Raw genomic sequence first — 18,358 nt, forward strand, 5'->3', positions numbered from 1 at the left:
ACACTGGCGGCCGGCGCGCTATCGGACTTCCCGCCGGGCCGGAAAGGGACGGGCCGGATTGCAGGGCCGGGCGCTGGCGGCGTCGCGCCCCCGGAACGCAACGAGCGAGGAGCAGTCATGTTTCCGATCCATCCCGTACGAATCGCGCATGGCGTGTGGATCGCCGTCCTGGCTTCCGTGATGCTGCCGGTCCTGTCGCTGGCCGGCTGCTCGCGCGAGGCCGCGGTGCCGGCAGCGGAGACCGCCCCGCCCGGGGTTCCGGTGGCCACGGACTGGCCGCTGCCCGCGCCGGCGGGCGCCGCACAACCGGACCTCGTGCGGGCGCCGGATGGCCGCCTGCTGCTCAGCTGGGTCGAGCCGGCGGGAGAGCGGGGCCACCGCCTGCAGCTGGCGGCGACACTCGCCGGGGAAACCGGGTGGGCGCCGACCCTGGCCGTGGCCGAAGGCGAGGGCTGGTTCGTGAACTGGGCCGACACCCCGCGGGTGCAGGCGCTGGCCGACGGCTCGCTGTGGGCGCACTGGCTGGAGCGCACCGGCCCGTCACGCATGGACTACGGCATCGCCCTGGTGCGCTCGGATGACGGGGGCCGCCACTGGCAGCGCAGCGCGCCGGTCCATCCGCGCGGTCGCGGCGACCACGGCTTCACCACGTTCTGGCGCGCCGGCGATGACCGCCTCGGCCTGGCCTGGCTGGACAGCCGGCAGAAGGCGGCGGCAGGCGAGACCGAAGGCCACGACGGCCACCACGGTGGCGCCGCGGCGATGATGCTGCGTGCCGCGGTGCACGGGCCGGACGGCGGCCAGCAGGCGGAGTGGCCGCTGGACGCGTCCACCTGCGACTGCTGCACCACGGCTTCGGCGCAGACCGCACGCGGCGTGGTCGTGGTCTACCGCGGCCGCGGCGCCGGCGAGATCCGCGACACGCGCATCGTGCGCCTGCAGCCTGACGGCACCTGGACCGCGCCGCGCGACGTGCATCGCGATGGCTGGCATTTCCCCGGGTGTCCGGTGAACGGCCCGGCGGTGGCGGCCGAGGATCAGGACGTGTGGGTGGCCTGGTACACCGAGGCCGAGGCCGTGCCGGAACTGCGCCTGGCGCATTCGCGCGACGCCGGTGGCCGCTTCGATCCGCCGGTGGTGCTGGCGCGCGGGCCGCAGGTGCTGGGCCGGGTCGCCCTGGCGCAGGGCGGCGGGCACGTGCATGCGGCCTGGCTGGAGGAGGCGGGAGAGGGCGGCCAGGTCCTGCGCCTGGCGCGCTATGCGCCGGACCTGGCATCGCCGGCGGTGGTGCAGGTGGCCACCCTGCACGCGCGCGGCCGCGCCAGTGGCTTGCCGCGGCTGCAGTGGGCCGATGGCGCCGCGTGGCTGGCGTGGACCGACGTGGAGGCGGGCGCGCCGGTGCTGCGCGGCGCGGTGGTGCGCTGAGCTCAGGCGTACTGCATCTTCCGGCCCATGCCGCCGTCGGCGATGAACTCCTGGCCGGTGACGAAACCCGACAGCGCGGGTGCCAGCAGCCAGACCGCCAGGGTTGCGATGTCCTCCGGCGTGCCGACGCGCCCGGCCGGATGCTGGCCGTGGTCGCTCCGCGACAGCTTCGGCCGGCGCCGCCGCGCCGGCCCGCGCCAGGCCTCGGTGGCGATCCAGCCCGGGCTGATGCAGTTCACCCGCACCCGCGGCCCCTCGCTCACGGCCAGGGCGTGGGTGAAGGCCAGCAGGCCGCCCTTGGCCGCGGCGTAGACCTCGCTGTGCGGCTCGGACTGGTGGGCGCGGGTGGAGGCGATGTTGACGATGGCGCCGCCGCCGTCGGCCTGGCGCAGCGCGGGCAGCGCATGCCGGCTGCACAGGAAGGCGCCGTGCAGGCTGGACAGGCGCCGGTTCCACTCACCGAGGTCCAGCGCGTCCAGCGACGGCATGTGCGGGTCGGGCAGGCCGGCGTTGTTGACCAGGCCATCGATGCGGCCGAAGCGCTCCAGCGCCGCGGCGGCGAAAGCGGCCGCGCTGCGCTCGCTGGCCACGTCCAGGCGCCGGAACAGGGCGCGCGCCGGCGCGCCCCATTCGCGGATGCAGGCGCGGCCGGCGTCGGCATCGAGGTCGCCGATCACAACGCTGCCGCCGGCGCCGATCACCGCCTGGGCAATGCCGCGACCGATGCCTTGGGCGCCGCCGGTGACCAGCACCACGCGGTCCTGCAACGGCGCGGGATTCCAGGGACGGATCGGCGGGACCAAGGACATGGCGGGGCTCCGTGGGGTGCCGGGCCAGTGTCGCGCAGGCGGCGTGCAGGCGGTGCAGCCAGGCGCGACGCCGCCCCCGGGTCAGCCGGCGTCGCGTGGCGGAAACAGCGCCTTCCAGCCGGCATGGCCGAGCTCGCGCAGCGTCGCGTAGTTGCGCTCGATGATCGAATCCGGGTCCGGATAGGCGTCCACCGCGCGGCTGACGCTGTCCTCGCGCAGCAGGTGCAGGGTCGGGTACGGCGCGCGGTTGCTGTAGTTCTCGATGTCGTCCGGGCCGCTGTCGGCGAACTGGTAGTCCGGATGGAAGCTGGCCACCTGCAGTTCGCCGTCCAGTTCCAGTACCTCGACCAGGGCGTCGGCCTGTTCGAGGAAGTCGTTGTAGTCGAGGAAGTCCTGCAGCACGTGCGGGTGCACCAGCAGGGTGGTGTCGATCTGGTCGGCCGGGGTGTCGCGCAGCAGCAGCAGCTCCTCGCCGAGCTGCTCGATCAGCTGTTCGGGCGTGGTCGCGTCGCTATAGACGAAGCGCACCTGCTGCTTGGCGTACACCGCCTTGGCGAACGGGCACAGGTTCAGGCCGATCACCGCCCGCTCCAGCCAGCGGCGGGTGAGTCCCAGCGCCTCTTCCTCGCCGGGCTGCAGGCTGTCGTGGTCGGCGTTCATGGCCAGGCTCAGTCGCGGAAGTTTTCGAACTGCAGCGGGATGCCGAAGTCGGCCTTGCGCAGCAGGGCGATCGCCTCCTGCAGGTCGTCGCGCTTCTTGCCGTTCACGCGCAGCTTGTCGCCGTTGATCTGGCTGTCGACCTTGAGCTTGGCGTCCTTGAGCGCGGCCTGGATCTTCTTGGCGGTCTCGCGCTCGATGCCCTGCTTGATCGTGACCTTCTGCCGGGCCCCGGCCAGGTTGGTCTCCACGTCGCCGAACTCCAGGCAGCGCACGTCGATGCCGCGCGCGGTCAGCCGCTGCTTGAGGATGTCGGTCATCTGCTTGAGCTGGAAGTCGCTGGGCGCGGACTGGCTGACCACGCTTTCCTCCAGCACGAACTTCGCGTCCACGCCCTTGAAGTCGAAGCGGGTGGTGAGTTCGCGGCTGGCCTGGTCGACCGCGTTGGTCAGCTCGTGGGAGTCGACTTCGGAAACGACGTCGAAGGAGGGCATGCTCGTGGTCCGTCGGGGCAGGCGCGCATTCTAGCGCCGATGCGTGCCCGGCCGGCGCGCGGCGGGCGATAATGCAGGCATGTCCCCGATCCGTTCCCCGCTGGCCGCCATCGGCTGGATGCTCGCTGCCGTCGCCACTTTCTCGCTGATGGATGCCGGCATGAAGCAGCTCGCCGCGCACTATCCGCCGCTGCAGGTGACGATGCTGCGCGGCGCGGCATCGCTGCCGTTCGTGCTGGTCTGGGTGCTGGCCACCGCCGGTGCGCGCTCGATCGTGCCGGTGCGCTGGGGCCTGCACCTGCTGCGCGGCGTGCTGGGCATGGTGATGATCGGCTGCTTCGTGTTCGCGCTGAAGCGGATGCCGTTGTCCACGGCCTACTCGATCTACTTCGTCGCGCCGCTGCTGGTGGCGGCGCTGTCGGTGCCGCTGCTCGGCGAGAAGGTCGGCCCGCGCCGCTGGACGGCCATCGCCATCGGCCTGGTGGGGGTAGTGGTGGTGCTGCGGCCGGGGGTGGACGGGATCGTCTCGTTCCCGGGTCTGATGGTGCTGCTGGCCGCCACGGCCTATGCCATCGCCGCGGTCACGGTCAGCCTGCTCACCCGGACCGACACCCCGCAGTCGATGGTGGTCTGGTTCCTGGCGATCATGGCGGTCGGTGCCGGCCTGGCGGCGATCCCCGGCTGGGTGCCGCTGCGCTGGGACCACACCGCGCTGATCCTGGGCATGGGCCTGGCCGGTGCGCTGGGGCAGATCGCGCTCACCCGTGCCTTCATGTGCGGCGACGCCTCGCTGATCGCGCCGCTGGAGTACACCGGGCTGGTCTGGGTGATCGCCTGGGACTGGCTGTTCTGGCGCACCTTGCCCGACGCCACCACCTGGATCGGTGCGGCGATCATCGTCGCCAGCGGCCTGTACCTGCTGCGCCGCGAACGCACGGTCGGCGCGGAGCGCGCGGCGCCGATCGATTCGCTGTAGCGGCCGCCGCGGGCGCCAAGGGTAAGCTGGGCGCACGACCCGGAACAGGTGCCGCCGGATGCTGCTGGTGCTGTTGCTGCTCGCCCTGCCCCTGCTGGCGCTGCTGCTGGTCCTCTCGCTCGCGCTGTTGCCATGGCTGCTCTGGCAGCGCTACCGCGCGGGCAGTGCGCGACGGCGCGCGTGGAGCTGGATGCTGGCTCTGGGGTGGTGGACGTCGCTGGCGTCCACTGCGCTCTTCGCCGTATCGGTGCTGGTGGCCGGGTTCTTCTGGCCGGCGGCCTGGCGGCACTGCGCCATCGCCTGGCTGGCCGGGCTGCTGCTGGGTGCGTTCGGGCACGCGATCACGCGCTTCGAGGCGACGCCGCAGGGCCTTTACTACCAGTCCAACCGCTGGCTGGTGCTGGCGCTGACCCTGCTCGTCGCCGCGCGCATCGTGGCCGGCATCGTCCAGGCGACGCGGGTCTGGTTGTACGGCGCGACCTGGCCGGAAAGCGGCTGGCTCAGCCATGCGGGCCTGCTCGCCGTCGCGGCATTGCTGCTGGGTTACGCGACGGCGCAGGCCTTCGGCTTGCACCGGCGCGCGCGCCGGTTCGAGCGATACCGCGGCTACGACCGTTCACCGCGTTGAGGCCGGCGCCGCGCTCGCGGCTGCGGGGAAAAAGGAAAGGGCCCGTGTCCGGGCCCTTTCCATGCTGCTGCCAGGGTGGTCGCTTGGCTTAGAAGCGGGCACCCAGGCCCACGCCCACGGTCCACGGGTCCAGCTTCAGCTCCTGGCCGGTGCCCTCGCCGGCCACGCGCAGCTCCGGACGCGAGTGCATGTAGCGCACGTCGGTGCGGGCGAACCAGGTCTCGTTGATGTTCATGTCCAGGCCGACCGTGCCGATCGCGCCCTTGGCCGTTTCCAGGCCCACGTGCGGACCGCCGCCGGCGATGTCCTCGTTGCTGAAGTTCGACTCGTAGTAGCCCAGGCCCACGAACGGACGGAACACGTTGTCCGCCTGGCCGAAGTGCCACTGGCCGCTCAGCGCGATCGGCTGCTGCTCGACCGTGCCGATCTTGCCGACGCCGTCGCCGCGCACGCGGTGGTTGAACTTGTCCGCCGCGCCCCACAGCTCGACCGCGAAGTTGTCGGTGGCATACCAGCTGGCGCTCAGGGTCGGCGCGCCGTCGCCGTCGACCTTCAGGCCCGGTGCGGCGTCGGTCTTGGGGTCGAGGTGGGTGTAGCCGCCGACCACGGCAAAGCGCTTGCCGGCGGCGCTGCCGGTGTCGGTGGAGGTGTCCTGGGCGAAAGCCGGCGACGCGGCCAGCGAGGTGATCAGGGCCAGGCTCAGGATTCGAAAGGTCCGCATGGGAAGTCTCCTGCTTCGTTGTTATTGATGCCCTGGAGTGGGCGCGGCAGACCCTATAGGCGCGCCCATGAACGGAACCCCGCATGCGCGCGCACGCGGCGCATCCGGTTCAGCCACCCGGCCGAATCCATTGGAAATACGCGTCCGGCACGCTCGCGGCAGTTCATGCAGCTGATCGCCGCGTGAGGAACCGCGTCGCACGGCGCTCACGCGGTGCGCAGCCTGCGGCGCGCGACAGACCCTTGCACATGCGCCGGCGTACTGACGGGTGGTGCGGGCCGGGGCGATGGTCTCCACTGAAACCTGTCGCGGGACAGGCCGGCGCGACGCCACGACGCAGCCGGCAAAGGTTGGCGGGGGGGCGCGCAGGCGGACACAATAGGGGTCTTTCCCCACACACGTACCGCCGGAGTCCTGGCATGGCCGAAATCAAGGAAGCGCGCGTCCCCGACATCGGGGATTACAGCGACGTCCCCGTCATCGAAGTCCTGGTCGCCGTCGGCGACACCGTGGCCAAGGACCAGGGGCTGGTCACGCTGGAGTCGGACAAGGCCACGCTGGAAGTGCCCGCGCCGTTCGCGGGCGTGGTCAAGGAACTCAAGGTCAAGCTCGGCGACACCCTGTCCGAAGGCAGCGTGGTCGCGCTGATCGAGGCGGCCGACGGCGCCGCGCCGGCGGCCAAGGCCGCCGCCCCCGCGAAGGCCGAGGCGCCCGCCGCGCCGGTCAAGACCGCCGAAACCGGCGCCAAGGTCGAGCCGGTCGCGGTGGCGGCCGAGCCCGACAAGCTCGCCCAGCGCGAAATCGCGCAGGTGCAGGCGCCGCCGGCCGGCGGCGGCAGCGATCCGGAAGCCGCGCCGCGCACCCCGCCGGTGGAATTCGGCGCCGCCAGCGTGCTGCCCGACCAGGTGCCGTACGCGAGCCCGGCCGTGCGCCTGTTCGCGCGCGAGCTGGGCGTGGACCTGGCCCAGGTCAAGGGCAGCGAGCGCGGTGGCCGCATCTCGAAGGAAGACGTGCAGCGCTTCGTCAAGGCCGCACTGGCCGGCGGCGTGCCCGCCGCAGCGGGCGCCGCGCCAGTCGCCGGCGGTGGCGGCCTGAACCTGCTGCCGTGGCCGAAGGTCGACTTCAGCAAGTTCGGCGAGGTCGAGACCCAGCCGCTGTCGCGGATCAAGAAGATCTCCGGCGCCAACCTGGCGCGCAACTGGGCGGTCATCCCGCACGTGACCCAGTTCGACCAGGCCGACATCACCGAGCTTGAAGCGCTGCGCGTGCAGCTCAACGCCGAGCAGGAAAAGGCCAAGTCCGGCGTCAAGCTGACGATGCTCGCCTTCCTGCTCAAGGCCAGCGCCGCGGCCCTGAAGCAGTTCCCGGACTTCAACGCCTCGCTCGACGCGACCGGCGAGAACCTGACGCTGAAGAAGTACGTCCACATCGGCTTCGCCGCCGACACGCCGAACGGCCTGGTCGTGCCGGTGATCCGCGACGTCGACAGGAAGGGCGTGCTGCAGATCGCGCAGGAGATGGGCGAACTGGCGAAGAAGGCGCGCGACGGCAAGCTCGGCCCGGCCGACATGAGCGGCGGCTGCTTCTCGATCAGCTCGCTGGGCGGCATCGGCGGCACCGCGTTCACCCCGATCATCAATGCGCCGGAGGTGGCGATCCTCGGCGTGTCCAAGTCGAGCCAGCAGCCGGTGTGGGACGGCAAGCAGTTCGTGCCGCGCCTGACCCTGCCGCTGTCGCTGAGCTACGACCACCGCGTGATCGACGGCGCAGCCGCCGCGCGCTTCACCAGCTACCTGGCCCAGGTCCTCGCGGACATGCGCCGCGTGCTGCTGTAAGGGGACGCGACCATGGCGAACACGATCGAAGTGAAGGTCCCGGACATCGGCGACTACAGCGATGTGCCGGTGATCGAAGTGCTGGTCGCCGTCGGCGACCCGGTGAAGAAGGACCAGGGCCTGGTCACGCTGGAATCGGACAAGGCGACGCTGGAAGTACCGTCGTCGGCCGACGGCGTGGTGAAGGAGATCAAGGTCAAGGTCGGCGACCGGCTGTCCGAAGGCGGCGTGGTCGTCGTGCTGGAAGCCGCAGGTGCCGCGGCGCCTGCCGCGCCCAAGCCCGCAGCGCCTGCCGCGGCGCCGAGCGCACCGGCTCCGGCTGCCGCATCGACCCCTGCCGCGACGCCGGCTCCTGCTGCGCCAGCCGCTGCCGCGTCCGGCCCGGTCGAGGTCAAGGTGCCTGACATCGGCGACTACAGCGGCGTGCCGGTGATCGAGGTGCTGGTCAAGGTCGGCGACACGGTCAAGAAGGACCAGGGCCTGGTCACGCTGGAGTCGGACAAGGCCACGCTGGAAGTGCCGTCCACCGCCGATGGCGTGGTCAAGGAGCTGAAGGTCAAGCTCGGCGACGCGCTGTCGCAGGGCGACGTGGTCGCGGTGCTCGAATCGGCCGGTGGCGCACCCGCCGCCGCCGCGCCGGGCAGCAAGCCGCCGGTCGCGCCGTCGCATCGCGCACCGGCCGAACCGCCGGCGCCCAAGCCGGCGCTGGGCACCGGCAAGCCGGCCGACCTCGAATGCCGGATCGTGGTCATCGGTTCGGGCCCGGGCGGCTACACCGCCGCGTTCCGCGCCGCCGACCTGGGCCTGCATACGGTGCTGGTCGAGCGCTACGACACCCTGGGTGGCGTCTGCCTCAACGTCGGCTGCATCCCGTCCAAGGCGCTGCTGCATGCGGCCGCATTGATCGAGGAAGCGTCGCATTCGGACGACATCGGCATCAGCTTCGGCAAGCCGAAGATCGACCTCGACAAGCTGCGCGGCTTCAAGCAGGACAAGGTCGTCGGCCAGTTCACCAAGGGCCTGGCCGGCATGGCCAGGCAGCGCAAGGTGCGCACCGTGCAGGGCGTGGCGAAGTTCGTTTCGCCGAACGAACTCGAGATCGCCGGCGCCGACGGCAAGACCCAGCTGCTGCGCTTCGAGCAGTGCATCATCGCCGCCGGGTCGCAGGCGGTGAAGCTGCCGAACTTCCCATGGGACGACCCGCGGGTGATGGATTCCACCGACGCGCTGCAGCTGGCCGAGGTGCCGAAGTCGCTGCTGGTGGTCGGCGGCGGCATCATCGGCCTGGAGATGGCCACCGTGTATCGCGCCCTGGGCGCGGAAGTCACCGTGGTCGAGTTCATGGACCAGTTGATGCCCGGCGCCGACAAGGACATGGTCAAGCCGCTGGCCGACCGCCTGAAGAAGCAGGGCGTGGTCGTGCACCTGAAGACCAAGGCGGCCAAGGTCGAAGCCTCGAAGAAGGGCATCACCGTCTCGTTCGAGAGCGCCACCGAAGGCCAGAAGCCCGAGCTGGACTCGGGCACCTGGGACCGCGTGCTGGTCGCTGTGGGCCGCGCGCCCAACGGCGGCAAGCTCGATGCGGACAAGGCCGGGGTGCAGGTCACCGACCGCGGCTTCATCCCGGTCGACCGGCAGATGCGCACCAACGTGCCGCATATCTTCGCCATCGGCGACCTGGTGGGCCAGCCGATGCTGGCGCACAAGGCCACCCACGAGGGCAAGCTGGCCGCCGAAGTGGCCGCCGGCGAGAAGAAGGAATGGGTGGCGCGGGTGATCCCGTCGGTGGCCTACACCGATCCGGAGATCGCCTGGGTCGGCGTCACCGAGACCGAAGCCAAGACCAAGGGATTGAAGATCGGCGTAGGCAAGTTCCCGTGGGTGGCGTCGGCGCGCGCGGTCGGCATCGGCCGCGGCGAGGGCTTCACCAAGCTGATCTTCGACGAACACACCCACCGCATCATCGGCGCGGGCATCACCGGCGTGCACGCCGGCGACCTGATCTCCGAGCTGGCGCTGGCGATCGAGATGGGCGCCGAGGCCGGCGACATCGGCGCGACCATCCACCCGCACCCGACCCTGGGCGAGACGGTGGCGATGGCGGCCGAGGTGTACGAGGGCACGATCACCGACCTCTACATCCCGAAGAAGAAGTGATCGGAGCGCTCAGCGCTGCTTGAACGGGACAAGCCCCCTTGAGTCAAGGGGGCGCGCCGGCAGGCGCGGGGATGTGGAAGACGCCAAGCCGGGGCCCAATGTTTGCCGAAGCAAACATTGGGGTTCTGACGCGCGTCGCGCGTCAGAACGCCAGCGTCACGCCCACGACCGGGCCCTTGAACCGCTGGTCCCAGCCGACGATGCCGTCCTCGATGAAATCGCCGCGCACGTCGCGCTTGACGTCCAGCCGGTACCACTCGTAGCCACCGAACAGGCCGAAGTTGTCGGTGAAGCGGTACTCGGCGACCGCGTTGATGCGGCTGATGCTGCCGTCGTAGTCGCCGAAGTCGCCCCAGCCGGCGTCCAGGTACTGGCCCTGCAGGTTGAGCAGCCAGCGATCGCCCGGGCGCGCGGTGAAGCGCACGCCGACCACCGGCGCATAGCCGTCCTCGCTGGCGCGGTCGCTCCAGCGCTCGTCGCCGGCCTCGGCCAGCAGGCTGGCCTCGGCCTTGGCCCATTCGGCGCCGATCTGCAGGCCCAGGCTGAAGTCCTCGTTCTCCACCACCGCATAGTCGTAGAGCAGGCTGGCCAGCTGGAAGTCGAGTTCGGCACGGGCGAAGCTGCCGGCCGGGATGGTGATGTCGTCGAACGAGACGTCCTCGTCCAGCGACTCGCGCCGCTTCTTGTCGTAGTTGAAGTAGTCGAACACCAGGCGGTGGCGGTCGCCGAAGCGGAACACGCCGTCGATCCGCGGCACCCACTCGTCGCTGCCGAAATCCACGTTCTCCGAGAAGCGGTAGCGTTCGTCCATGAAGGTGGTCTCGGCCGACAGCGTGCTGTCGGCGGACGCGCTCATCGCGCCGACCCGCAGGGTGAAGCGGTCGCCTTCCTGGTCCTGGGCGTGTGCGGCGATGCTGGCCAGCGACAACGCAGGTGCGGCGGCGAGCAGGACCGGGAAGAGGGAGCGGCGGCGGGCGGCATGGGTCATGGGTGGCTCTCGGGGCGCGGGGGGGCTCCGACTATTCAGGCCGGGTGGTCCACAGGCCGTGATGCGCGCATCGATACGACGTGAAAGTCGTTCATCGACACTCCAACGCGCGCCAACGCCGTCCAATAGAAAGCCCCGGTGGGGGCCGGGGCTTGGGGTGCCGCGCTGGACCGACGAGGTTCTCCGCCACGGCAGAGGAACCGACCCGCGCCAGGCGGGGAAGTTCCATGCGCCCGCCCCAACCTCCGCCGGTTGTCCCCGAAAATGTCCCACTGCTATACTTTTGCGGCTCGGCAGGGCGCGTTTCATGCCTGCCTACCGCTTACTCCCGCAGGTAACCATCACGTGCTGAACTCCGTTGCCGCAGGCCGGCGACAGGCCGGTCGCGCGATTGCCTGGCAGGTGGGGGCGACGCTCCTGGTCGCGCTGGCCTGCCTCTGGCAGGGCCCGCACTGGTCGGTGGCGGCGCTGGTGGGCGGCGGGGCGGTGGTCCTGGCCGGGTGGTTCTCGGCCCGGATCGCGCTGGGAGGCGGCGTGGACGCCGCGCTTCCGGCGCTGGCCAGGCTGGTGGCCGGGGTGCTGGCCAAGTGGCTGGTCCTGGTCGCGGCGCTGGCGCTGGGCGTGGTCGCCCTGGGGCTGCCCGCGCTGCCGATGCTGGCCGCGGCGGTGGCAGTGCTGGCGGCGCAGGTCCTGGCCCTGGCATTGGCCCGCTGACCCAGTGCGGCACCGGCAAGCGCATCCGAACCATCTCATTCAAGCGGTTAGAACAGGAAAACGGGACCCATGGCGGCTGAGGCGGAACTGACCCCAACCAGCTACATCCAGCACCACCTGCAGAACCAGGTCGCGCACCTGGGCGAGGGGAGCTTCTGGACGCTGCACGTGGACACCTTCGTGACCGCGCTGCTGATGGGCCTGTTCATGGTGTTCATCTTCTGGCTCGCCACCCGCAAGGCCACCGCCGGGGTGCCGGGCAAGTGGCAGGCCTTCGTCGAGATCTGCCTGGAGTTCGTCGACCGCCAGGCGCGCGACACCTACCACGGGACCAGCAAGCTGGTGACGCCGATCGCGATCACCCTGTTCTTCTGGATCCTGCTGATGAACCTGCTGAAGATGATCCCGGCGGACTTCTTCGCGATCCCGCTGGGCTGGGTCGGCGTGCACTACTGGAAGCCGGTACCGACCGCCGACGTGAACGCCACGCTGGGCATGTCGATCAGCGTGTTCTTCCTGATGATCTTCTTCGCGCTGCGCGCCAAGGGCCTGGGGCACTTCACCCTGGAGTTCCTGACCGCGCCGTTCGGCAAGTGGATGATGCCGTTCAACCTCATCCTCAACATCGTCGAGTGGCTGAGCAAGCCGATCTCGCTGGCGATGCGACTGTTCGGCAACATGTTCGGCGGCGAGATCGTGTTCCTGCTGATCTGGGTGCTGGGCGGCGCCGGCATCGCCGGCATGTTCGCCGGCGCGGCCTTCGGCTTCGGCTGGATGATCTTCCACCTGCTGGTGATCCCGCTGCAGGCGTTCATCTTCATGATGCTGTCGATCGTGTACCTGAGCCTGTCCGAAGACAGCCACTGACGTTACCTCCCGATTTCACGCTTCACCTTTCCCTTCACCGCTTCACTTAAAGCAATCCGCTCCGGAGAAAACCATGGAAATCGCACTGACCGCCCTCGCTTCCGTCCAGGCTTCGACCGTTCTGGCCATCGGCATCATGATCGGCCTGGCCGCGCTGGGCGCCGGCCTGGGTCTGGCCATCATGGCCGGCAAGTTCCTGGAGTCGGCCGCGCGCCAGCCGGAGCTGATCCCGGTCCTGCAGGTCCGCATGTTCATCACCGCCGGCCTGATCGACGCCGCGTTCATCATCTCGGTCGCCGTCGGCCTGCTGTTCGCCTTCGCCTCGCCGTTCGTCGCGCCGTTCCTGGCCCAGCTGGGCGGCTGATCGAGCGTCGGGTGGCGCCCGCGCATCCGCACGGGCGCTGACAGGATGCAGGGGCTGGCCGGCACAGCCGTCGGCCCCGTCACCACAGGCAGAGCGCACCAATGAGCATCAATCTGACCCTTTTCGCCCAGGCGCTGGCCTTTGCCGCGCTGATCTGGCTGATCGCCACCAAGATCTGGCCGCCGCTGCTCAAGGCCATCGAGGAGCGCCAGCAGAAGATCGCCGAGGGCCTGGCCGCGGCCGACCGCAGCCAGAAGGACCTGGCGCAGGCGCAGGACAAGGTCAACGAGCTGCTGAAGGAAGCCCGCGTCAAGGCCAACGAGATCATCGACCAGGCCCACGCGCGCGCCAACCAGATCGTGGACGCCGCGCGCGAGGAAGCGCTCGCCGAGGCCGGCCGCCAGAAGGCGATCGCCCAGGCAGAGATCGACGCGTCCGCCAACCGCGCCCGCGAGGACCTGCGCAAGCAGGTGTCCGTGCTGGCCGTGAACGGCGCCGAAAAGCTGCTCCGCCGCGAGATCGACGCCAACGCCCACAAGGCGTTGATCGACGATCTGGCCGCGCAGCTCTGACCGGGAGCTGACATGAGCCAGGCCCTCACCCTCGCCCGTCCCTACGCACGCGCCGCCTATGCGGCCGCCCGCGACGAAGGTCGCGTGGACGCGTGGTCGCAGGCGCTGGGCTTCGCCGCCCAGGTCGCCGCCGATCCGCGCGTAGCCGGCCTGCTGCTCAATCCGGAGCTGCAACGCGACCAGGCGGTCGCGCTGCTGGCGCCGCAGGGCGCCGAGGCGGCGTTCACCCGCTTCCTGGGCCTGCTCGCCGACGCCGGGCGCCTGCCGCTGCTGGCCGAGGTCGCAGGCCTCTACGAGCAGCTGCGCGCCGAAGACCAGCGCGTGGTGCGGGCCACCGTCACCTCCGCCGTCGAGCTGTCGCCGCCGGAGCTGGCCAGGTTGCGCGGAGCGCTCCAGCAGCGCTTCGGCCGCGAGGTCGAGCTGGAGTCGGCGGTCGATGCCAGCCTGATCGGCGGCGCGGTCATCGACGCCGGCGACGTGGTGATCGATGGCTCGCTCAAGGGCAAGCTCGCGCGCCTGCAGACGGCGCTGGCGGGCTGACCGGACGCTGCACCAGACAGTTCACTTTTCAGGTCGCCAAGCCCCCGGCCGCGACTCCAAGGAATCCAAATGGCTACCACGCTCAACCCCTCCGAAATCAGCGACCTGATCAAGACCCGCATCGAGCAGGTCAAGCTGTCGGCTGAAGCCCGCAACGAAGGCACCGTGACCTCGGTGTCCGACGGCATCGTGCGCATCTTCGGCCTGGCCGACGTGATGCAGGGCGAAATGATCGAGCTGCCGGGCAACACCTTCGCCCTGGCGCTGAACCTGGAGCGCGACTCGGTCGGCGCCGTGGTCCTGGGCGACTACGAGCACCTGCGCGAAGGCGACGTGGCCAAGACCACCGGCCGCATCCTGGAAGTGCCGGTCGGCCGCGAACTGCTGGGCCGCGTCGTCAACGCGCTGGGCGAGCCGATCGACGGCAAGGGCCCGATCGGCGCGGCGCAGACCGCCCCGGTCGAGCGCGTCGCCCCGGGCGTGATCTGGCGCAAGTCGGTCGACCAGCCGGTCCAGACCGGCTACAAGACGGTCGACGCGATGATCCCGATCGGCCGCGGCCAGCGCGAGCTGATCATCGGCGACCGCCAGACCGGCAAGACCGCGCTGGCGATCGACGCGGTGATCAACCAGAAGAACACCGGCATCAAGTGCGTGTACGTGGCGATCGGCCAGAAGGCCTCGACCGTCGCCAACATCGTGCGCAAGCTGGAAGAGAACGGCGCCCTGGCCCACACGATCGTCGTGGCCGCCACCGCCTCCGAGTCGGCCGCGATGCAGTACATCAGCGCCTACTCCGGCTGCACCATGGGCGAGTACTTCATGGACCGCGGCGAAGACGCGCTGATCGTCTACGACGACCTGTCCAAGCAGGCCGTGGCCTACCGCCAGATCTCGCTGCTGCTGCGCCGCCCGCCGGGCCGCGAAGCCTACCCGGGCGACGTGTTCTACCTGCACTCGCGCCTGCTGGAGCGCGCCGCGCGCGTGTCCGAGGAGTACGTCGAGCAGTTCACCAAGGGCGAAGTGAAGGGCAAGACCGGTTCGCTGACCGCGCTGCCGATCATCGAGACCCAGGCCGGCGACGTGTCGGCGTTCGTGCCGACCAACGTGATCTCGATCACCGACGGCCAGATCTTCCTGGAAACCGACCTGTTCAACGCCGGCATCCGCCCGGCGGTGAACGCCGGCATCTCGGTGTCGCGCGTCGGCGGCGTCGCCCAGACCAAGATCATCAAGAAGCTGTCGGGCGGCATCCGCATCTCGCTGGCGCAGTACCGCGAGCTGGCGGCCTTCGCGCAGTTCGCCTCGGACCTGGACGAAGCCACCCGCAAGCAGCTCGAGCGCGGCCAGCGCGTGACCGAGCTGATGAAGCAGAAGCAGTACCAGCCGATGTCCATCGCCAACCAGGCGCTGTCGATCTACGCGGTCAACGAGGGCTACCTGGACGACGTGCCGGTGGCCAAGATCGGCGCGTTCGAGGAGGGCCTGCACGCCCACTTCGCCAACACCGCCGGCGCGCTGGTCGACCAGATCAACGGCACCGGTGGCTGGAACGACGAGATCGAGGCGGCGTTCAAGAAGGGCATCGCCGAGTTCAAGCAGACCGGCACCTGGTAAGCCGCGACATCGGCGGGCCACGGCCCGCGCGGTGACGGAACCAAGTCCAACGGCGGGCCAGGCGGCCTGCCACACGGGAAGAAGAGATGGCTGGCGGACGCGAAATCAAAACCAAGATCAAGAGCGTGCAGAACACCCGCAAGGTGACGCGCGCGCTGGAAATGGTCTCGGCCTCCAAGATCCGCAAGGCGCAGGAGCGCATGCGCACCTCGCGTCCCTACGCGCAGGCGATGAAGCAGGTGATCGGCCACCTGGCCCAGGCCAATACCGATTACCAGCATCCGTTCCTGGTCGAGCGCAGCGAGGTCAAGCGGGTCGGTTACATCGTCGTCTCGTCCGACCGCGGCCTGGCCGGCGGCCTGAACAACAACCTGTTCCGCAAGCTGCTGGGCGACGTGCGCCAGTTCGGTGAACAGGGCGTCGAGGTCGACATGGTCACCATCGGCCAGAAGGCGCAGGCCTTCTTCCGCCGCATCAAGGTGAACATGGTCGGCAGCGTCTCCCACCTGGGCGACGTGCCGCACCTGGACGACCTGGTCGGCGTGATCAAGGTCATGCTCGACGCGTACACCGAGGGCAGGGTCGACCGCGTTTACGTGGTCTACAACCACTTCGTCAACACGATGAGCCAGAAGGCCACGTTCGACCAGCTGCTGCCGCTGCCGGCGGCGCCTGCCGGCGTGCCGAACCACGACTGGGACTACATCTACGAGCCGGATGCGGCCACGGTGCTGGACCACGTGATCACCCGCTACATCGAGTCGCTGGTGTACCAGGCCGTGCTGGAGAACGTGGCGTCCGAGCATGCCGCGCGCATGGTCGCGATGAAGTCGGCCAGCGACAACGCGACCAAGCTGATCGGCACCCTGAACCTGGTCTACAACAAGGCCCGCCAGGCGGCGATCACGCAGGAAATCTCCGAAATCGTGGGCGGCGCCGCTGCGGTCTGAGCCGCGACGCCATACAGAATTCATCTAGAGGAATGCAGCAATGAGTCAGGGCAAGATCGTTCAGATCATCGGCGCCGTCGTCGACGTCGAGTTCCCGCGCGCCGAAGTGCCGAAGGTGTACGACGCGCTGAAGGTCGACAACACCGCCATCACCCTGGAAGTCCAGCAGCAGCTGGGCGACGGCGTGGTGCGCACCATCGCGCTGGGTTCCACCGACGGCCTCAAGCGCAACCTGGTGGCGACCAACACCGGCAAGGCGATCTCGGTGCCGGTCGGCGCCGGCACCCTGGGCCGCATCATGGACGTCCTGGGCCGCCCGATCGACGAGGCCGGCGACGTGCAGGCGACCGACCACTGGGAAATCCACCGTGGCGCGCCGTCGTACGAGGACCAGTCCTCGGCCAACGAGCTGCTGGAGACCGGCATCAAGGTCATCGACCTGATGTGCCCGTTCGCCAAGGGCGGCAAGGTCGGCCTGTTCGGCGGCGCCGGCGTTGGCAAGACCGTCAACATGATGGAGCTGATCAACAACATCGCCAAGGCGCACTCGGGCCTGTCCGTGTTCGCCGGCGTGGGCGAGCGTACCCGCGAGGGCAACGACTTCTATCACGAGATGAAGGACTCCAACGTCCTCGACAAGGTGGCGATGGTCTACGGCCAGATGAACGAGCCGCCGGGCAACCGCCTGCGCGTCGCGCTGACCGGCCTGACCATGGCCGAGTACTTCCGCGACGAGAAGGACGCCTCGGGCAAGGGCAAGGACGTCCTGCTGTTCGTCGACAACATCTACCGCTACACCCTGGCCGGTACCGAAGTGTCGGCGCTGCTGGGCCGCATGCCGTCGGCGGTGGGCTACCAGCCGACCCTGGCCGAGGAGATGGGCGTGCTGCAGGAGCGCATCACCTCGACCAAGACCGGTTCGATCACCTCGATCCAGGCCGTGTACGTGCCCGCGGACGACCTGACCGACCCGTCGCCGGCGACCACCTTCGCCCACCTCGACGCCACCGTCGTGCTGTCGCGAAACATCGCCGCGCTGGGCATCTACCCGGCGGTCGACCCGCTGGACTCGACCAGCCGGCAGCTGGACCCCAACGTCATCGGCCACGAGCACTACGACACCGCCCGCCGCGTGCAGGCCACGCTCCAGAAGTACAAGGAGCTGAAGGACATCATCGCGATCCTGGGCATGGACGAGCTGTCGGAAGAGGACAAGCTGGCCGTGTCGCGCGCGCGCAAGATCGAGCGCTTCTTCAGCCAGCCGTTCCACGTGGCCGAGGTGTTCACCGGCTCGCCGGGCAAGTACGTCTCGCTGAAGGACACCATCCGCGGCTTCAAGGGCATCGTCGACGGCGAGTACGACCACCTGCCGGAGCAGGCGTTCTACATGGTCGGCACCATCGACGAAGCCGTCGAGAAGGCCAAGAAGATCGCCTGATCGCGATCTTCCGGAACTGAGCACAGCGAGGCCCCATGAGCACCATCCGTTGCGACATCGTCAGCGCCGAGCAGGAGATCTTCCACGGCGAGGCCACCCTGGTCGTCGCCACCGGCGAGCTGGGCGAGCTGGGCATCGCGCCGCGCCACGCGCCGTTGATCACCCGCCTGAAGCCGGGCAAGGTCGTGGTCACCCTGGCCGACGGCTCGCACCTGGATTTCGCCATCTCCGGCGGCATCCTCGAGGTGCAGCCGCAGGTGGTGACCGTGCTGGCCGACACCGCGATCCGCGCCGAGGACATCGACGAGGCCGCGGTGCGCAAGGCCAAGGAAGAGGCCGAGCGGGTGCTGGCCAACCGCAGCGAGGCGATGGAAGTGGCCGAGGCGCAGCAGCGACTGGCCGAAGTCACCGCCCAGCTGCAGGCACTGGAGCGCCTGCGCCGCAACCTCAAGCACTGACCGCGCCTGGTCCGGTTCGCCGGACTGCGCAACGAACGACGCCGGCCGATGCCGGCGTTTTTCGTTCCCGGAGCTGGTGGCGCCGCGTGCTGCGTAGAGCGGGGCTTGCCCCGCTGCTTCTCGATCGCCGGGCAATGGCAGCGGGGCA

19 protein-coding genes are annotated in these 18,358 nt (G+C 69.7%); 14 read left to right on the forward strand and 5 right to left on the reverse strand.

Going from position 1 to position 18,358, the window contains the following annotated elements; genetic code table 11:
- The first annotated feature begins 117 nt into the window (after nucleotides 1–117).
- Nucleotides 118–1,425, forward strand: coding sequence for a sialidase/neuraminidase family protein (locus CSC66_RS08430; protein ID WP_162376952.1), 1,308 nt, complete (start codon nucleotides 118–120; stop codon nucleotides 1,423–1,425).
- 2 nt (nucleotides 1,426–1,427) lie between these two features.
- Here the strand turns inward: CSC66_RS08430 and CSC66_RS08435 are convergent, their stop codons facing one another.
- The 3 genes from CSC66_RS08435 to CSC66_RS08445 form a co-directional block, all read right to left on the reverse strand.
- Complete coding sequence (locus tag CSC66_RS08435) at nucleotides 1,428–2,234, reverse strand: SDR family oxidoreductase (RefSeq protein WP_162376953.1); 807 nt, start codon at nucleotides 2,232–2,234, stop codon at nucleotides 1,428–1,430.
- A gap of 81 nt (nucleotides 2,235–2,315) precedes the next feature.
- Entirely contained in the window at nucleotides 2,316–2,894 is a 579-nt protein-coding gene (locus CSC66_RS08440; protein WP_162376954.1) for a DUF1415 domain-containing protein, read from the reverse strand.
- Nucleotides 2,895–2,902: 8 nt separating this feature from the next.
- The gene (locus CSC66_RS08445) at nucleotides 2,903–3,385 is read right to left on the reverse strand and encodes a YajQ family cyclic di-GMP-binding protein (protein ID WP_162376955.1); all 483 of its coding nucleotides are present in this window, start codon (nucleotides 3,383–3,385) and stop codon (nucleotides 2,903–2,905) included.
- A 79-nt stretch (nucleotides 3,386–3,464) separates the two neighbouring features.
- On the opposite strand from CSC66_RS08445, the gene CSC66_RS08450 reads away from it, so the two are divergent.
- Entirely contained in the window at nucleotides 3,465–4,361 is an 897-nt protein-coding gene (locus CSC66_RS08450; protein ID WP_162376956.1) for a DMT family transporter, read from the forward strand.
- Nucleotides 4,362–4,419: 58 nt separating this feature from the next.
- Nucleotides 4,420–4,989, forward strand: coding sequence for a CcdC protein domain-containing protein (locus tag CSC66_RS08455; protein WP_238394336.1), 570 nt, complete (start codon nucleotides 4,420–4,422; stop codon nucleotides 4,987–4,989).
- A gap of 88 nt (nucleotides 4,990–5,077) precedes the next feature.
- Here CSC66_RS08455 and CSC66_RS08460 read toward each other — a convergent pair whose 3' ends face one another.
- Nucleotides 5,078–5,710 carry an OmpW/AlkL family protein gene (locus tag CSC66_RS08460; RefSeq protein ID WP_162376957.1) on the reverse strand — a complete coding sequence of 211 codons (633 nt, stop codon included), beginning with the start codon at nucleotides 5,708–5,710 and terminating at the stop codon, nucleotides 5,078–5,080.
- Nucleotides 5,711–6,129: 419 nt separating this feature from the next.
- Here CSC66_RS08460 and aceF point away from each other — a divergent pair, with 419 nt between their 5' ends.
- Both aceF and lpdA read left to right on the forward strand, forming a co-directional pair.
- Nucleotides 6,130–7,545 carry a dihydrolipoyllysine-residue acetyltransferase gene (gene aceF, locus CSC66_RS08465; RefSeq protein WP_162376958.1) on the forward strand — a complete coding sequence of 472 codons (1,416 nt, stop codon included), beginning with the start codon at nucleotides 6,130–6,132 and terminating at the stop codon, nucleotides 7,543–7,545.
- Nucleotides 7,546–7,557: 12 nt separating this feature from the next.
- On the forward strand, nucleotides 7,558–9,702 hold the full coding sequence (lpdA, locus tag CSC66_RS08470) for a dihydrolipoyl dehydrogenase (protein ID WP_162376959.1): 2,145 nt from the start codon (nucleotides 7,558–7,560) through the stop codon (nucleotides 9,700–9,702).
- A 142-nt stretch (nucleotides 9,703–9,844) separates the two neighbouring features.
- Here lpdA and CSC66_RS08475 read toward each other — a convergent pair whose 3' ends face one another.
- Nucleotides 9,845–10,690, reverse strand: a complete 846-nt coding sequence (locus CSC66_RS08475) for a hypothetical protein (protein ID WP_162376960.1) — start codon at nucleotides 10,688–10,690, stop codon at nucleotides 9,845–9,847.
- Between the two features lie 345 nt (nucleotides 10,691–11,035).
- Here CSC66_RS08475 and CSC66_RS08480 point away from each other — a divergent pair, with 345 nt between their 5' ends.
- From CSC66_RS08480 to CSC66_RS08520, 9 genes are all read left to right on the forward strand, one after another.
- On the forward strand, nucleotides 11,036–11,404 hold the full coding sequence (locus CSC66_RS08480) for a hypothetical protein (protein ID WP_162376961.1): 369 nt from the start codon (nucleotides 11,036–11,038) through the stop codon (nucleotides 11,402–11,404).
- A 69-nt stretch (nucleotides 11,405–11,473) separates the two neighbouring features.
- Complete coding sequence (gene atpB, locus CSC66_RS08485) at nucleotides 11,474–12,271, forward strand: F0F1 ATP synthase subunit A (RefSeq protein WP_162376962.1); 798 nt, start codon at nucleotides 11,474–11,476, stop codon at nucleotides 12,269–12,271.
- Between the two features lie 73 nt (nucleotides 12,272–12,344).
- A complete protein-coding gene (atpE, locus tag CSC66_RS08490) occupies nucleotides 12,345–12,635 on the forward strand; it encodes a F0F1 ATP synthase subunit C (RefSeq protein WP_162376963.1) in 291 nt (96 codons plus the stop codon).
- Nucleotides 12,636–12,736: 101 nt separating this feature from the next.
- On the forward strand, nucleotides 12,737–13,207 hold the full coding sequence (locus CSC66_RS08495) for a F0F1 ATP synthase subunit B (protein ID WP_162376964.1): 471 nt from the start codon (nucleotides 12,737–12,739) through the stop codon (nucleotides 13,205–13,207).
- A gap of 12 nt (nucleotides 13,208–13,219) precedes the next feature.
- On the forward strand, nucleotides 13,220–13,747 hold the full coding sequence (locus tag CSC66_RS08500; protein WP_162376965.1) for a F0F1 ATP synthase subunit delta: 528 nt from the start codon (nucleotides 13,220–13,222) through the stop codon (nucleotides 13,745–13,747).
- A 69-nt stretch (nucleotides 13,748–13,816) separates the two neighbouring features.
- Entirely contained in the window at nucleotides 13,817–15,364 is a 1,548-nt protein-coding gene (atpA, locus tag CSC66_RS08505) for a F0F1 ATP synthase subunit alpha (RefSeq protein WP_162376966.1), read from the forward strand.
- 86 nt (nucleotides 15,365–15,450) lie between these two features.
- The gene (gene atpG, locus CSC66_RS08510) at nucleotides 15,451–16,314 is read left to right on the forward strand and encodes a F0F1 ATP synthase subunit gamma (RefSeq protein ID WP_162376967.1); all 864 of its coding nucleotides are present in this window, start codon (nucleotides 15,451–15,453) and stop codon (nucleotides 16,312–16,314) included.
- A gap of 40 nt (nucleotides 16,315–16,354) precedes the next feature.
- Nucleotides 16,355–17,752 carry a F0F1 ATP synthase subunit beta gene (gene atpD / locus CSC66_RS08515; protein ID WP_162376968.1) on the forward strand — a complete coding sequence of 466 codons (1,398 nt, stop codon included), beginning with the start codon at nucleotides 16,355–16,357 and terminating at the stop codon, nucleotides 17,750–17,752.
- Between the two features lie 35 nt (nucleotides 17,753–17,787).
- Entirely contained in the window at nucleotides 17,788–18,210 is a 423-nt protein-coding gene (locus tag CSC66_RS08520) for a F0F1 ATP synthase subunit epsilon (protein WP_162376969.1), read from the forward strand.
- Nucleotides 18,211–18,358: the final 148 nt, after the last annotated feature.

It is taken from the genome of Pseudoxanthomonas kaohsiungensis (genome assembly GCF_010211765.1).
Classification (GTDB): Bacteria; Pseudomonadota; Gammaproteobacteria; order Xanthomonadales; family Xanthomonadaceae; genus Pseudoxanthomonas; species Pseudoxanthomonas kaohsiungensis.